13 protein-coding genes are annotated in these 15,930 nt (G+C 36.6%); 2 read left to right on the forward strand and 11 right to left on the reverse strand.

Annotated elements, in window-relative coordinates; translation table 11 throughout:
- Positions 1-31: 31 nt before the first annotated feature.
- From AYC65_RS13215 to AYC65_RS13235, 5 genes are all read right to left on the reverse strand, one after another.
- The gene (locus AYC65_RS13215; protein WP_034868876.1) at positions 32-904 is read right to left on the reverse strand and encodes a hypothetical protein; all 873 of its coding nucleotides are present in this window, start codon (positions 902-904) and stop codon (positions 32-34) included.
- Position 905: 1 nt separating this feature from the next.
- Positions 906-1,532, reverse strand: coding sequence for a hypothetical protein (locus AYC65_RS13220; protein WP_034868874.1), 627 nt, complete (start codon positions 1,530-1,532; stop codon positions 906-908).
- 279 nt (positions 1,533-1,811) lie between these two features.
- Positions 1,812-2,027 carry a hypothetical protein gene (locus AYC65_RS13225; protein ID WP_034868871.1) on the reverse strand — a complete coding sequence of 72 codons (216 nt, stop codon included), beginning with the start codon at positions 2,025-2,027 and terminating at the stop codon, positions 1,812-1,814.
- 7 nt (positions 2,028-2,034) lie between these two features.
- A complete protein-coding gene (locus AYC65_RS13230) occupies positions 2,035-2,253 on the reverse strand; it encodes a hypothetical protein (RefSeq protein ID WP_131828191.1) in 219 nt (72 codons plus the stop codon).
- Between the two features lie 20 nt (positions 2,254-2,273).
- The gene (locus tag AYC65_RS13235) at positions 2,274-3,353 is read right to left on the reverse strand and encodes a rolling circle replication-associated protein (protein ID WP_034868867.1); all 1,080 of its coding nucleotides are present in this window, start codon (positions 3,351-3,353) and stop codon (positions 2,274-2,276) included.
- A gap of 399 nt (positions 3,354-3,752) precedes the next feature.
- Between AYC65_RS13235 and AYC65_RS13240 the strand changes: the two genes are divergently transcribed.
- Positions 3,753-4,589 carry a GLPGLI family protein gene (locus AYC65_RS13240; RefSeq protein ID WP_078674674.1) on the forward strand — a complete coding sequence of 279 codons (837 nt, stop codon included), beginning with the start codon at positions 3,753-3,755 and terminating at the stop codon, positions 4,587-4,589.
- A gap of 233 nt (positions 4,590-4,822) precedes the next feature.
- Here AYC65_RS13240 and AYC65_RS13245 read toward each other — a convergent pair whose 3' ends face one another.
- Genes AYC65_RS13245 through AYC65_RS13255 form a run of 3 tightly spaced genes read right to left on the reverse strand, consistent with a single transcriptional unit; the run spans position 4,823 to position 10,500 of the window.
- Positions 4,823-6,277: a SusD/RagB family nutrient-binding outer membrane lipoprotein gene (locus AYC65_RS13245; protein WP_034868864.1), complete on the reverse strand. Its 1,455-nt coding sequence runs from the start codon at positions 6,275-6,277 to the stop codon at positions 4,823-4,825.
- Positions 6,278-6,294: 17 nt separating this feature from the next.
- The gene (locus AYC65_RS13250) at positions 6,295-9,228 is read right to left on the reverse strand and encodes a SusC/RagA family TonB-linked outer membrane protein (protein WP_034868861.1); all 2,934 of its coding nucleotides are present in this window, start codon (positions 9,226-9,228) and stop codon (positions 6,295-6,297) included.
- Positions 9,229-9,252: 24 nt separating this feature from the next.
- Entirely contained in the window at positions 9,253-10,500 is a 1,248-nt protein-coding gene (locus tag AYC65_RS13255) for an alkaline phosphatase family protein (protein ID WP_034868860.1), read from the reverse strand.
- A gap of 461 nt (positions 10,501-10,961) precedes the next feature.
- Between AYC65_RS13255 and AYC65_RS13260 the strand changes: the two genes are divergently transcribed.
- On the forward strand, positions 10,962-11,705 hold the full coding sequence (locus AYC65_RS13260) for a DUF4241 domain-containing protein (protein ID WP_034868858.1): 744 nt from the start codon (positions 10,962-10,964) through the stop codon (positions 11,703-11,705).
- A gap of 44 nt (positions 11,706-11,749) precedes the next feature.
- Here the strand turns inward: AYC65_RS13260 and AYC65_RS13265 are convergent, their stop codons facing one another.
- The 3 genes from AYC65_RS13265 to AYC65_RS13275 form a co-directional block, all read right to left on the reverse strand.
- Complete coding sequence (locus AYC65_RS13265; protein WP_034868857.1) at positions 11,750-12,640, reverse strand: helix-turn-helix domain-containing protein; 891 nt, start codon at positions 12,638-12,640, stop codon at positions 11,750-11,752.
- A gap of 71 nt (positions 12,641-12,711) precedes the next feature.
- Positions 12,712-14,964: a TonB-dependent receptor gene (locus tag AYC65_RS13270; RefSeq protein ID WP_034868855.1), complete on the reverse strand. Its 2,253-nt coding sequence runs from the start codon at positions 14,962-14,964 to the stop codon at positions 12,712-12,714.
- A 68-nt stretch (positions 14,965-15,032) separates the two neighbouring features.
- Positions 15,033-15,920: an urea transporter gene (locus AYC65_RS13275; RefSeq protein ID WP_034868853.1), complete on the reverse strand. Its 888-nt coding sequence runs from the start codon at positions 15,918-15,920 to the stop codon at positions 15,033-15,035.
- Between the last annotated feature and the right edge of the window lie 10 nt (positions 15,921-15,930).

Here is a 15,930-nt window from a genome sequence, read left to right on the forward strand (position 1 = left end):
ATTTTTCTTTTTAATTTTTTAAACTGTTTTATTATTTCTTCTTAGTAACCATCCACACAAGACCCAAGGCAGTTAATGCCAGTCCGGCAACCTGAATCATATTTTGTGTATTGTCATTGGTAACGGAGCAATCCAAGTAAGGTTTTCCGTTGACAATCCCACCTTTACAATTTGGTTTTGCATTCAACATTGTTTGCAGTTGTTGCAAAGTCTGAACATCATTACTCGCAAGATTGTTTTTCAACTGACTGTTCAGAATAGTATCTATTTCATCTTTTGTGTAGTATGTTCCGTTATCAGGCGTAGGAACAACATTTGGTGTTGTAACAACCGGAGGTTGATACTCTCCCTGACCAACTCCACCATTTACCGGAAGGTCTGGGAACACAGGTATTGTACTACTTTTCATTCCTAAAACCCGTACTTTTTGAATCAATCCCGATTTTTCCCCATGAGGATAGTTGCCGACAGGATTCCAATAGGAAATCCCGATTTCCTGAACATCGAATTGCCTTAGCATATTCTCACGAACACTTTTCACATAATTTGTGTAGATATCCATGTTTTCTTTGGTACAGGCATTTTTCATAGAATCACGGTGTGCAGGCATGGAAACAATAATAGCTGCAAAGTCATTCAGTGCGTTTTCTGCGTCTCTCTCACTTTTGATATTACGTACAACACTATCAACAGCGTTTCTCGCTTCATCAAGAACTCCCGTAGTCCATGCCTGTTTTCCAAGGCATCCTATAAACTTTGTAACACCCCCGAGAATATTCCCAAGTATACCGCCAACATCAAAAGCGTTTGCACCTGTAGGGGTTGTTGCAGTTGTTGAATTTGGGGTATCTCCGCCGGTACCACTAAACATACTAGCTACTTGCATAGCGCTAAACGGGTCCATCTTAATACTGGATTAAATAACACTGATCAGAACCTTCCACTGTAATTTTCTGGTTAGGATCTACTTTCACAAGAACATCGTTTGAATCGGTAACGGTAGCCCATAGCAAATCTCTAGACTGATAGATTTTATTACCGTCTACAATTGTTTCGATACCGTGAATCTCATCATTAAGCCTTAAAGCTGTGAAGTATTCAGTATCTAATGTTCTGTTTTGTGTTAAGTCAACAGCTTTTACCACAAGCGGAGTATAAGTATTGGACTTTAGTGTATTGACTGTATAGGTCATTGAAGTTACATTGGCAGTCTTCCAAGACAGGGTAATCAGAATCTTATTATCCGCAGATAAAATAAGATTGTCAGAGAGTGCCAAAGGGATAAGGCTCATAATCTTAATGCCTTTAAACATGGGTCTGATTACTTCTTTAAACTCTACAAATTTTAAATCCACTAAAACCTGATTAGGTCGGTTTTTAGAGACCAATTCAATTTTTACCTGTAATTCAGGGTCTAAAGCAGGAGAACCAGCAGCAAGGGAAGCGCCGAAGACAATGGAGTGCGCAGGGTCTTTAATCTCAATCTGGGCATTCTTACCCGCCTGATTTACATAAACATTACTTTGAATCATTTTTAATTATTTTATTGTTAAACACAGGACAAAATTAAAGCCCCGTAGAAGGGGCTTAGAGGAATTTAAATGAATTTGAAGTAATTTGCATTAACTTGCATTAAATCGTCTGATTTTCGCAGTAATATGCCTTAAATTGAAAGTAAAATATATACTTGGTCTTTATGCCTAATTCTTTTTTGATCTCGTTTTTTATTTTCTGGGCAGTACCCAAAGAGCAGACACATAAATCCGCTATATCTTGTAATTTTAATATCTGATATTCACCGTAAGTCATAACTAAATATATTCAGGAGTTTCATCTAATCCAGTAACATAAATCTCTTGATTACCAAGGTTAGAAATAAGAAGAACTACATTACTGCTTTTACCAGTTACCCAGACAGACATAAAAACAAAAACACCATCGATAATTTTAAAAGCAACATTGTACTTTTCACAAAGCTCTCTGAAACGAGGCTGATCTTTTACTTTAATTCTTAGAAACAATTCCATAAAGAAGTTATTTTGAATAAATATCGATTTGTCCGCACTTTCTAAACTTAACCGTGTGTTTATCCCTTTTCATAGCGTTAGCGCATTTTTGCACGGTTTCTGCGTTTTTCTCTCCCAGATATTCCGAAAGCTGACCCGCTCCGACAAAGTGCCTTTGTCTTTTTCCGTTATGATCGTAGTAGGTTAATACAAACCTGAAATGGTGATTTAAGTAAATTGTATTCATAAGATTTAGTAGTTTTTGTATCATAGTTCTAAAGAAGTTTGAAACCATCGAACCTTTGCAGGTTCTGGAGTTGGTATTGGTTTGGGTTCGTCTGTATCTCTGTAGAGATAATCAAACATGCGTTGGTAATGAACCTTTACAAACCATTGAAGATTCACAGAGCATTCTTTTAAAAGTCGGGTTGTGTTTCCTTTCCAACATTTTACCCAGTCTTTTATACTGTCTTCCAGTTCTATTTTTTCCATACGGTTAATAAGTTCATTTAAATGAACAGTATCAGATTCATAGAATTTAGGGTAATCAATATTCAAAAGGTCTTTTGAGCATCCCCACATCTTACCAATGATCGGGCGTTTAGGTTTTCCGGTCTTTTTATCGTGGGTATCTGCTTTGGTTAAATACTTGCACACGTATGCTACTACGTCTTTTACATTACGCAGGGATTCTATACGGGTTGAGTTGTAAGCCGGAGGATAGCCCATCTTTTGCAAATAGCCATTCCAAACCCTTTTCAAAGTATCTTTATTGATAAAGGCATCAAACAGGATATGATAATGGATATTTCCGTTACCCTGAACCTCTGCACGCCAGAAGAACTGGCGAACACGAGGCGCTTTTATATTCGTTTTCATCTTTGTAGTAGGGTTTATTAAATAACTGTCTACTTTCTTGATGTGGTCTAAGAATTTTCTAAGGGTTTGATTAAACTCCTTATCAGTGTGTCTTTGTGCCTCTGTAATTGTGAGCGTACAAAGAGTGAGGGTGCGGTTTCGGATACTATTTTGAACGCTGTACCTTGATAATACACCCTTGCTAAATACGGATGCGATTTTAAGAAGCTTTTTTGCCACTGTACCCGAGAGAGCGCCGGAATATTCTTTTTGCGTCTCATTTTTATACGTTTCTTTAAAAACATTCGCATAGGCGTTAATATCCTGTACTGTTTTGGCGTTTCGTAACCGTGTAATAAGTTTACTCTGGTTATTTTGTTTGAGATTGGATAGTGATTTTTCATTATACTTTCTTGGGAAGGTTGATTTTTTATATTGGACTACGGTGTGAGGTTTTACAACCGCTACATCTATTACCTCATACTGCATAGAGAAACCAATAAAAAAGACCCCAAAGAATGAATTTCGACACAACCGAATGTTAGGATAAACACATACTTATTCGGTGGTAAAACTAAACGCAGAAAGCCCTTCGGGAATACTCCGAAAGGCTCATTAATAAAGGCTTTTTTATTTTTCATTTCTAGGCTAATAATTCGTTAGCGAATCATTGCACTAGCTACTTGAACTTACGAATTTACAATGATATATTTTTATATATCGATTATTCATAATAATGAATAATCATTTCATCAAGTGTGTTTTTGGGAATCGTATTATTTATTTAATACGATTCTTTTTCATATTAGCATTTTTCATAATTTAGTAAATAAAGATAAATCATAATGATTTATAATATTTTTAATCAACACTAATGCTTTATATTGTATGAAAAACGCTCTTTTTTTAGCAATTCTATTTATTGTAACATTTGCTAAATCACAAACACATCGATACATTTACGAGCTACAATTCAAATATGACTCTACAGAAACGGACCGCGCCAAACTCAATATGGTTCTGGATATTAATCCTAAAGAAGTAAAATTCTATGGAAGAGATTTGCTGATTACAGACTCGATTAATAAAAAAACGGGAGGTGACAATAAATTTGTCGATATGTCCGGGCAAATTGTAAAACGTAAACTCAATTCTTTTGAAAACGAGAATTTCACTACCATTAAATTTGGCTACTACACTTACAAAACAAATGACAAAGTAGACTGGAAAATTTCTAATGAAACCAAAAAAGTTCAGAATTATACGCTTCAAAAAGCGACTACCGGATTTGGGGGCAGAAACTGGACCGCATGGTTTTGCAAAGATATTCCTTTTAATGAAGGCCCCTATAAATTTCGGGGATTACCCGGATTAATTTTTGAAATCCAGGATGACAAACAAAATTTTATATACACTCTTGTAAAAAGTCAGAATCTGAAAGAAACCTATCCTACCCAGGATTTTGTCGAATCATTTTTCGGAAGTAAGGCGGTACCCATTACCGAACAACAAAAGCAAAAATTATTTATGGAATACTATAATGATCCTTTCGCCTATGAGAGAAATAATTTTGCAAAAACAAATGGTGACTGGAAGATTAACATCAACGGAAAAGAAATACAAAATCTGGATGAGCTGAATACACAGACGAAGAATATGCAGGAGCTTATTAAAAAATACAACAATCCTGCTGAACTAAACAAAGCAATACATTACCCTTATTAATCAGATTTTGTTGTTATGAAGATGTACTTATTCTAAAACCTGTTTAAATTTTAATTCAAAAAAGTATTAGACTTCGACAAGCTCAGCCTGACACGTCTAAAAATAAAATACTTGAGACAAACAATGTTACTCTAAGCAAATTCAAACAGGCTCTAAGTCTTTAAACACTTTAGTTAAAAAAAGTCAAGCCTGAATATAGTATTCAGGCTTGTATATTTTTATTAAAATGTATGCTACTTAATCAGCCACATAACACCATTAATATTATCACCACCAGGATATTGCCTGTTAACAGCATTGGTAAGGTTTGTATTATTGTTAGTAATTTCTGTAGAAGGATACATCCATCTTTTAGGAATTTTTCCGTCATTCAGAATACCTTTTCTGTCCGTATTAAATTTAGGGAAGCCTGTTCTCCTCTGGTCATAGAAAATTCTCCATCCGGTATTAAAGAATAAAGCGGTATGCTTTTCATCCATAATCTGCTGTATTTCGCTGTTAGGTTGCAGTGCTATAGTAGATTGCGCTAAATAAGCAGCAGCATCTGCACTTCCAATTTTATAGAAATCCATAGAAGCACTGATTCCCTTTATATAATAAGCGTTTGCATTTCCACCAATCCAGCCTCTTACAGCAGCCTCTGCCAAAATAAACTGCAATTCTGCATATCCCATCAACAATGTCGGTTCATTAATCGGGTCATCAAAATATCTTGGATTAATTCTCGATGCTAAACCATTGGATGCATCCGTTGAATTTTTTCCTAAATCTTCACTTCCATAAAGACCATCATAATAACTAAAAGGATCAGTTGGTATCACCCCCACTGTACTTGTTTTCTTTTCAGCCATTTTAAACAATCTGGGGTCTTTGGACTTTTTAAGCTTATCCACAAAACTTTGCTCCATATAGTAGGCTGTTTTCAGATCATTGCTGTTAAAATAAGGGTAACGGTTATTCACCAGATTATAAAACGGCAAAGCTCCACTATCCGCACTTCCTTCCATAATAGGGTTCTGAGACGGGTTATTCACAATATCAGCGAAAGACTGTTTTACATTCAGATCCGAATCATCAGCTCTTTTAGATAAATCCATTAGAATTCTTAATCTGTAAGAATTAATCAGTTTTCTCCATTTAAGCAAATCACCATTATAGATAATATCACCGCTAATATTTGTATTGAACTTAGAAAGCTCTGTATTGGCTAAAGCCAATTCATTAAGCACTCCTTTGTAAACACTTTTCTGATCATCATATTTAGGAGCAAAAACGCCATCTTTTACCGCTTCACTATACGGGATATCACCAAAGGTTTCGGTAAGCGAGATAAAAAAGTAAGATCTAAAAAAGCGAGCCAGGGACTTATAAACCGGATTACCCGTCCTGTCAGCTTCCTGCACCATTTTTTCTACCTGCTTGACATTGTCATAATTACCAAAGGATCCACGCTGCCAGTTATAATACTGCTGAGCATTAACACCATTTATATAAGCCAGTTGTCTGGATGCTAATGCTGCACCTGCATCAATATTTTTAAATGCATTCACCTCGATATCAGGCAACAGGAAATCCGGACTTACACGTACGACACGATTAGGATCATCCTGATAATCTTCGACTTTACTACAGCCTGACAAACCTAATACTGTGATTAATGTTAAAGAGTATATTTTAGTTAATTTCATTTCTGTTGTGTTTTTAATTAGAATTTCACGTTGATGTTTACCCCAAAGCTTCTCGTTGCTGGCGTCTGAAGATTATCCACACCTGAATCCGGATCAATATTCTTAATTTTTGACGCTAACCAAAGATTCCTTCCTATTAAGGAAATACTTGCTGCAGACAAGTTCAGTTTTTCCACAAAAGATTTCCCGAAGTTATAAGTCAACGTTACCTCTCTCAGCTTAATAAACGTTTGTTTATAATAGTGATAATTGCTTTCAAATGCATTACTTGTAGTTTGCATATAAGCATTGTAATTTACCGCTACATCATTTGGTGCAAATTTTCGGGTATCCGATACTACATTACCATTTTCGTCATAGGTAATAGAACCACTTACAACTTTCACCCCCGGTGCGATATAGGTATTTTTCCCGGCATTGGCATCATCCCGGAACTGATTAACTGTTCCCGGCGCAATACCACCCCACCACATTTTCTGGTTGGTTGTAGAATACATCATCCCACCAATTCTACCGTCAAATAATAAAGAAAGTGAAAAGTTCTTGTAGCTGAAATTATGAGAGAAGCCATATGTCCAGTCCGGATTGGAATATCCCATAAAAATTGGAATAGGAGAAGTATTATTCACAGGATAACCATTTTGCAATACCAATTTTCCGTCTGGTGATGTTTCATAACCACTAGTCATCAACTTGTCTGTACGTTCACCTCCACGAACATATTCGTTAGTCCTGTCTTTTCCCATATAAATTTCTGCTAAATATCGTCTGTACTGACTAAAATTAATTTGGGTACTCCATCTGAAATCTGCCTTTTTAAATATATCTGCACTTAGCGTGAATTCTATACCTTTTCTTTTATAAACATTCCCGTTCGTTTGGAAATATTTATACCCTGATCCTTCAGATAATGGAACTTGTTCTAATTGATTGTAATCTCTGGCATTGAAATAAGCAACATCTAAATTGATTCTGTTTTTCAGGAATATTAGATTTGTACCTATTTCCCAGGAATCTGTTGTTTGTGGTTTTATATTCTGATCAATTAGTATATTTCCAAAAGCAAATGCTGGTTGCCCATTCCATCCCACCTTTTTTTCAAAAGCAGAAATATAACCATAAGGATCATTCCCAATTTTTCCGGATGTTACACTAGCATAAGATCCCCGCAATTTTGCCAGATTAATCCAGGAAGGAAGGTTAAATAATTGATTCAGCAATAATGATCCGGAAACCGATGGATAGAAATACTCATTATTCCCTTTTGGCAGGGTCGATATTTTATCATAACGCGCTGTCATATTCAGGAAGAATGTCTTGTAGAACTCCATATCTACATAACCATATACACTGTTGATTTGCTCATATTCTTTCCTGTTTCTATCTCCATCTGTAGGAATAAATAACGGACCAATACTATTAAAAAGATTATACCAACCCGGAGTCACCAAACCATCAGTCCGTATTTCACTATTTTTCATTTCTCTGTAATAGTTCGCTACATAACCTTCCGCACTTAGTGTAAAATTATCCGAATAGTTGTTCTGATATTTCAGACCTAATTCTGAAGTGATGTCAAAGTAATTATTACTCACCTGACTATAGTTTCCTAATGACTTATTTCCATAGCCGATATAACTCTTAGGCTCACGGTATTCACGGTTCAGGCTATATACATTAATTCCGACACGAGCCTTAGCCGTTAATTTCGGAACAATCTGATATTCCAGATTTACATTCCCCATAACATTATCCTTATAGTAAGGCCTTTGATATTCATAAGCCTGGAAATACGGGTTATTGTAATAAGATACATTGTAATGTCTTTGCTGGTAACCTTCTTTACCAGGAACCCAATAATTCCTCAGATCCCTTACATCTACATCCGCTCCTGTCCACAAAACAAGATTATACAGATAGTTGGTAGGCCCATATCCTACTTCTGGAAAATTGGAAGTATATGTTTTATTATAAGTTAAAGCTGTGTTGATCGTCAGGTTTTTAACCGGATTTACAGATCCTGCTAAACTGATAGATGTTGTTTTCAGATTCGTATTCGGAACAATACCCTTTTGGTAAATATTGGAAAGTGAAAGCCTGAAAGTTGCTTTCTCATTACCCCAGTCTACACTTACATTATTGGACTGGATAAGCCCCGTTTCAAAGAAATTTTTAATATTGTTTTTACCGCGGGAAATCCAGGGCAATGGAATCAATTTCCCGGTAACCGGATCTACAGTACTGTTATACTGAGGTGTTTCGAAATATCCACTGGGAGTATTCGGATCTCTCTGATCCAGCTTAGGCCCCCAGATCCATCCGCCGCCTTCACTACCAGATCCCTGACCATTGATATACGCATATTTTCCATTATTCCCGCCACCATAAGTTGTCTGAACTTCCGGAATACGGATAAAGGAGGTCTGAAACATCGTAGAGTTATTAAAAGAAACCGTTAGTTTTCCTTTCTTACCCTTTTTAGTGGTAATCATAATCGCTCCGTCTTTACCCACAGAACCGTAAAGCGCAGAAGCAGTTGGCCCTTTTAATACACTGATATTGTCAATATCATCCGCATTTACTCTCCATAAATCGGCAGTTCTGTCCGGTATCCCATCTATAACAATTAATGGTGTTGTTCCCCTCAGATTAATCCCCGGATTTTGGAAAAGATCGGTACTGTTCCGGATATTCAATCCGGCAACACGTCCGGAAAGTGAGTTGATAAAGTTTGGTTCTTTTGCCTTCTCAAAGACATCACCTTTTACTTCCTGAACAGCATAACCTAATGCCTTCTTTTCTTTTTTGATCCCCAAAGCTGTAATAACAACCTCATCAATCTTTTTCTCCCCTGTTTTCAGAGTGTCCGTACCACTTGTTTTGGGTACATTTTGAGCATACGCTTCCAGACCGGAGACCAGCCCCAGTGCAATTAAAAGTTGTAATTTCATGAATAGATTCTTATTTAGTGTGTTTTATTTTCTGATCCATGTATTCAGAAAACCAGCTTTGGTCTTCAGAACTATTTTGTAAATATTGGAATTAGCAGTCTTGAGTTTAGAAGTAAACTTACCACTGCTGAGGTTTACTTTCCCTAGTAACCGATAGGAGTCTTTACCTCCGTTTTTGAAGTTGTTGGTATCTGTGATATAGATTTCAGCCGTTTCTTTGGAAGAATTTGTAGTTTCCCAGGCAACATTCAATGTATTATCAGATGATAATGTAGCTTTCAGGTGATAAGCTGTTATTTTTTTTAGCAGATCTACTCCATCAATTTCCTGCTGAACATCTGCAGATACTTTCAGACTCAGAAAATCTGTCATGGTTGGCAATATATCCGTAACTGCTACACGATTATTTTTCGCATAAGTATTAACGTCAGGTTTATTAATGGCAATCCATGTGCTGCGCTCTCTGTCGCTTTGGCCTCCATGGCCTTTTCCATTATTTGCAGTTCTCCCGTGATCCGTTGTTACAACAAACAACCAATCCTCTCCGTGCTTTGCCTCACGTTCTTTTACAGCATCATAAATATGTCCGATTAATCTGTCTTCAAAAGAAATAGCTTCATACAAAATATTACCATCACCATGGCGATGTCCCATATCATCGGAAAACTCTAAATACACCCATGAAAGATCCGGAGCATTCTCCCTGATATAACCGGCAGCTTTTCCGGCAACAAGACTATCAATTTTACGAATATACTTAGCTTGATTATCGTGTGGAAAACGCTTGGTATCTTTTTCCAAACCATCGAACGCAAAATCCATTTTTATTTTGCCGGTAGCATCCAGATTCTCACCTATAAGCTTTGTCCTGTTATCTTCCCACGTAGAAAATACCACCGTTTTTTTATTTGGAAACTGATTTTTGAAAAGTCTGAAGATGGTTGGATAATTATAGTTAGGAGCTTTAATATCATTATCGTAAACATTGTGTTTATTCACCCATGTACCCGTTAACAGGCTATTATAACCTACTGCAGAAATAGTAGGCGTTTCACTATAACCACCTTTTTCTCCGCCCACATATGCTTTTAGTAAAGCTCCATCTTTCTTAATTCTGTTGAGGTTAGGGATTTCCGCTTTATCCAGCATATCATCCGCAATACCGTCTACAATAATAAAAACAACTTTTTTCTGAGGCGTTTTTTTCTGGGCAGAAATACCACAGCTAAAAAAAGAAATAAGAACAAGTAAACAGCTTTTCGGAAGATTCATGGATAAGTTTTTTTTATTCTTTCAAAATTCAGCAAAAAAACAATACCCGGTTTTAATAAAATTTTAACAAATTGAACAATGTATATTAATTCTAATTAAAACAATGTCAATACACCAAACTTTATAACTTTATATTGAGTTATGCATAATAATTCAGACTATATTAACAAAAAAATAAAGTTATGTCCTAAAACAATCAATTTTCAGACAGATAATATATTATGTATTTTTATCTTTCTACGCTTGTGGAATACAGAGCAAAATAACATCAGTAAATTATATTTTTTGCCATAAAAGAAAAATTCGAATTTATATTTATAATAATCCACAATTTATCCATGATTATTCATAAAACCTGAATTAAAGATTAATGAAAGATTAACATAATTATTTCCCGAAGACTAGATTAAATATATATATTTAACAAAAGAAATATTAAAATAACATCACAAACAAATCACATGAATTTTACACCAACTCAGGAATGGCTATACAACTACGACGAAAAAAAAATATTACTATCCCCCGTTAGTGACTTCAATGAGTATTTCACTCAGGATGAGATCAGTAATAAAAAACTATATCATTTGGATATGGGAGAAATAGTTATTCCTACCGGCAATATTATGGTAAGAGATCCTTTGGTATACTTACATCAGGAAGAACTTCCATACTTTATTAAAGTACCAACGGGAAAATTTCCTTTAACCACTTTGGTGGTTGAGGTAGACGAAGGACACCACAGATATGTTGCCACACGGGTAAAATTCACAGATAACAAAGCTGTTTCCTACACAGAAGCTTTAATTGGTAATGAAGATATGAACAGCCTTAATTCGGGAGAATATTTTGGATTCAATGTCGATGCCGGTCTTGCCACAATTGTGGATACGGAGACCAGGGATCTTTATTGCAGCTTTGTGGATCAGTGGGAAAAAGAAAATCCTGAAGGTAATATCTACGACAATTTCTTCGCACAGGAATTTAAAAACAGCTATGAAAAGAACCCTGAATTCCAGAGAACAGATGGCGACTGGATCAATTTCAAAATCCCGGGTACTGATCTTAGTATTCCTATGATACAAACAGGCTTCGGAGATGGCGTTTATCCTGCATACTTTGGCTATGACGAAAGCGGAAATATCTGCGAACTGGTTGTTCAGTATATTGCTATCGAAATGGCTTTTGGTGATGAAGATGAATGAAGGTCATTTATAATTTTCAGATTAGCCCATACCGAATTTTAAAATCAATCTATAGCAGCTCTGTCCTTCAGAAACAATGTTCTGTACTCTTTAGGTGTGATTCCTGTGATTTTTTTAAAAAGCTGGGTAAAATGTGAGGCTGTTTGAAAATTAAGCTCATAGGCTATTTCCGCAATATCTCTTGTAGAATATAGCAATGCTTTTCCGTAGTTAATATCAATTTCATTAATCCATTGTTTCGGCGACTTTCGGGTAACGCTTTTAATGCATTTATTCAGATAATTTTCGGTAACAGAAAGCTTATTGGCATAAAATACAACACGCTTTTCGGTAATATGATGCTTGAACAGTAAGTCCCGGAACTGGAGTGATAGTTCCATGGGTCTTGTCGCCATTTTGTGATGGCTGCCGGAATCTGAGCTTAGCATTTTTACCAGAATAAGGTGAAGCATGGTTACGGTAACATCATTTACATCCAGATTATTAAGCAAAAGCTCCTGCTCCAGAATAACCAGAAGCTGGGTAATAGTAGTATAGGTAAGATTATCCAGATGCAGAAACGGTGTCATAAAGAATATACTGGTCTTATGTTTGGGCAGTTCCTGCTCGGAAAGGATACTGTTTTCATAAGCCAGAAAAAAACCTTCAATATCATCGGAAAGCTCTATAGTTGCGGTAATAGTTCCCTGTTTTATAAAGATAACCTCTCCCTTTTCTGCTACATATTCGGTTGTATCCAGATATTGCTTGATGCGGCCATTGGTAACGAATATCATAAAATTGAATGTCGTACGGTAAGGTATAACCGGCATGAGAATTCCTTTCAGATAGTCTTCAATTCTGTAAAGCTGGATATCAGCATTGTTTTCCAGAATTTTTTCCGTAATATTCGGAAGAAACTGCTTTTTATACTGAAAACTAGATAATACTTCCATTTATTTTATGAATATTCATTTATGGATTATACAAAAATAATGCAGAGAACATATTCCCTGCATTATTTTTTTTAAAATTTATAATAAACTCCTACTTTCACGCCAAAGGGTGTCCCCGGAGTATAGGTAAGATCCGTAATTGGATTAGGTTCGTTTCTCAGTTGGGTTTCTGTAGCAAACTGCGCTTCATTCCATTTTACATTAAACAGGTTACTAACCTGAAAATTCGCACCCCATTTCGCACGGTTATAGGACAGCACAAGATCATTTACAAAATAAGATTTTGCTTTAATGCTGTTATCTTCTACTGCTGGTCTGCCTCCTAAATATCTGTACTGAAGTCCTAGTGAAAAGCCATTAAGAAAATCCCAGTTTACAGATCCCGTACTTGTTACTATAGGAGCCAGCGGTATATAATCTTCTCCTTTTGCTTCATCTACAAATCTCGCATGAGAATAATTAATATCAGCATTCAGGTAAAGATTAGCCATCGGCTGGTAACGGATACCCAAATCGAATCCGTAACGTCTGGACTTTCCGGAAGGTTCTACTACAGCATCATCACCTACATACACAAATTCCTGTTGCAACTGAAGATACCAAAGCGTAGGCGTAATAATCAATGATTTGAAAGGATGCAATCTTACCCCTAAATCTCCGCCTATAGAATAGGGTAAAGTTTTCTGACCTTTTTGTACGACAGCTACCCTCATATCATTGGAGTGAAAGCCCATACCTGTCTTTAGGAACCACATTACTTTATCACTTGCTGCGTATGAGAAATTAAGTTTCGGGCTTACTCTTGTTGCCTCCGTAGACTGTCCGGAAGGCAGCGTCTCATAATCCAGTAAGTTGTGCATATTGAAAATAAAATGATCGACTCTCAATCCAGGATTAATTGTCCATTTTCCGGTTTTCCATACCAGCCCGGAATATGCGTGCAGATTCGTTTCTGTACCGGTAACATCAGATAACTGACCTAATAGCAAATCTCTGTGATATACATGATTTAGCTGTAATGTTCCTATATCATCGTTACGGAAACCTACTCCCGAAATCCAATCCATTGTTCCGTTTGACAGGCTGAATGTTTTGGTATACTTAATTTCAGTACCATAAACATTTCTGCCGTCTTTCTGCTGGATTTCATCACCATGATCTTTATCTTTCAGGTAGAATGTAAAGTCTGAGTATAAATTGAAATTGTAACGGGAATACCAGGCCATAGCATCAATCTGTTCTGAAGAAGAAATAATATGCTTATAATTCATCTGAAGATTGGTTCTGGATGTTTTACCACCTTCAGTAGGATCTATACTCCCCCAGCGTCCTATAATTCCTTCATCTACTGCACGCTCAGGAATTTGCCCGGATGCATTCCATGAAGAATTAAATGTTGAAAACTGAATATTGAAATAATCGTTATCTGTTAACCACTGATTGTATTTTGCAAAAATATTAACTCTGTTAAAGTTCTGCTTTACATCAAAAGGTCCGTCTGTATAGTTATATTCTGCTGCTACATATGCATTTTTGCGGTTGGTAGGATCATTAATAATGTTGAACATTCCCATAATCCTTTTGGTATTAAAAGAGCCACCTTCCAGTTTTATCATGCTGTTATTAAGATGGTCAAAGGTTTTAAAATCAACATACCCGGCTGTATTAAAATCACCTCTGTCGATATAATAAGCTCCCTTACCAAAGTCTATATTATTCACCGTTTCCGGAATCACAAAATGCAAATCCGAATACCCCTGTCCATGGGCGTGAGAAACGATGTTTACCGGCATTCCGTCTACATTCACACTCACATCCGTGCCATGATCCGCATCAAAACCTCTTAAAAACAACTGTTCTGCCTTTCCGCCACCAGCATGCTGGGCAATAAATAATCCCGGAACTTTACGCAGCAAATCCTGAGCGGAGTTAACCGGAAATTTATTCAGGTCTACTTTTGTCATGGCCGAAAGGAAAGAACTATGATTAATGGCTACTTCCGAAATCTGCAATGGCTTGTGCTGAAGCAAGACAATATTGTTTTTATCTTCCTTTCCGCTGATTACAAACTTCACTTCATCATATCCGTTATGACTTATACTTAGTGTGTCAGGATAAGACTTTATTCCTACCACAAAAGAGCCGTCTGCGCTGGAGTGGGTATGACTTTCTCCTCTGTTAAACTTAATCAATGCATCTCTGATAGGATATTTATCGTCTACATCTTTTACAAGCATCTTTTTTTCAGTTGCCGTTTCCTGTGCATGGGTTAGTCCGCTGACTACCATTGCCAGTATGGCAGCCATCATTTTCGATTTCTTCATTTTTTTAATATATTCTCTGGCTCTGTGTTTTCACAGAGCATTTATTACAATTAGCCGGCTCAGAAAAATTACTGAACCTTCTTTATAAATAGCTTTTGGATAAGTAAAGTTATCCACGTACCAATTACAAAAGGGAATGTAAATACCCCGCCTACAGCACTAAGCAAATTATTATCTACAAGGATATCGTCGATAACTACGGTTAGTACCACAGCAATCAGCACCCATAATCCGTCTGTTTTTTTAACACCGGAAAAAACAATTGCAGAAAGAACTGCGTTAAAACCAAATAAACCCATGTGCACTTCCTGAATAGGCTCTCCGTTCAGCTGTGACAATCCGGCACCCAAAATAGAAGCTGTAAGTCCGTATAAGGCAGCAACAGGTGAACTGATAAATACAGCTACAAAGAAAATAATACCGGAAAGTACCCCCCCTTGAAAAATCACTTCCCCGAAACCATTGGTACAGGTTAAAAAGTCATCGTAATCTGTATGTACAGCTTCTGCAGTAATCAGATCCGATGGCTGAATATGGGTAAACTGATGTAATAGGAATACCAGTGCCCACGTAATGATAATAAATGGAAATGTGAATACCGGGATTTTTTTCTGAATAAAGAAATGCTGGATAATGGCAGCTAACGTACCTCCCAATATAATCAGAACCCATATAAGGATCGTTGTCTGAAATATAAAGGCCAATGCAACACCTACTAAAGCAGCACTAAAACCATATAATCCGGCATTAATCTGTGATTTATCATAGTTTAATTTCATGGCAGTGAATGTACCGGCTGTCGTTGCCAGAATAGCAGCAACGCCACATTGCCAGCTCCCAAGAAAAAGTCCAACAAGAAACAGAAGTCCTGTCCAGCGGTTCTCCTGAAGCATAATCTGCCCTACTCCTTTTAATACATTGTCTACAAAAGGAATTTTTGCAAAAAGTTTATCCATAAATAACAGT

The organism is Elizabethkingia bruuniana (genome assembly GCF_002024805.1).
In the GTDB taxonomy this organism is placed as follows: Bacteria; Bacteroidota; Bacteroidia; order Flavobacteriales; family Weeksellaceae; genus Elizabethkingia; species Elizabethkingia bruuniana.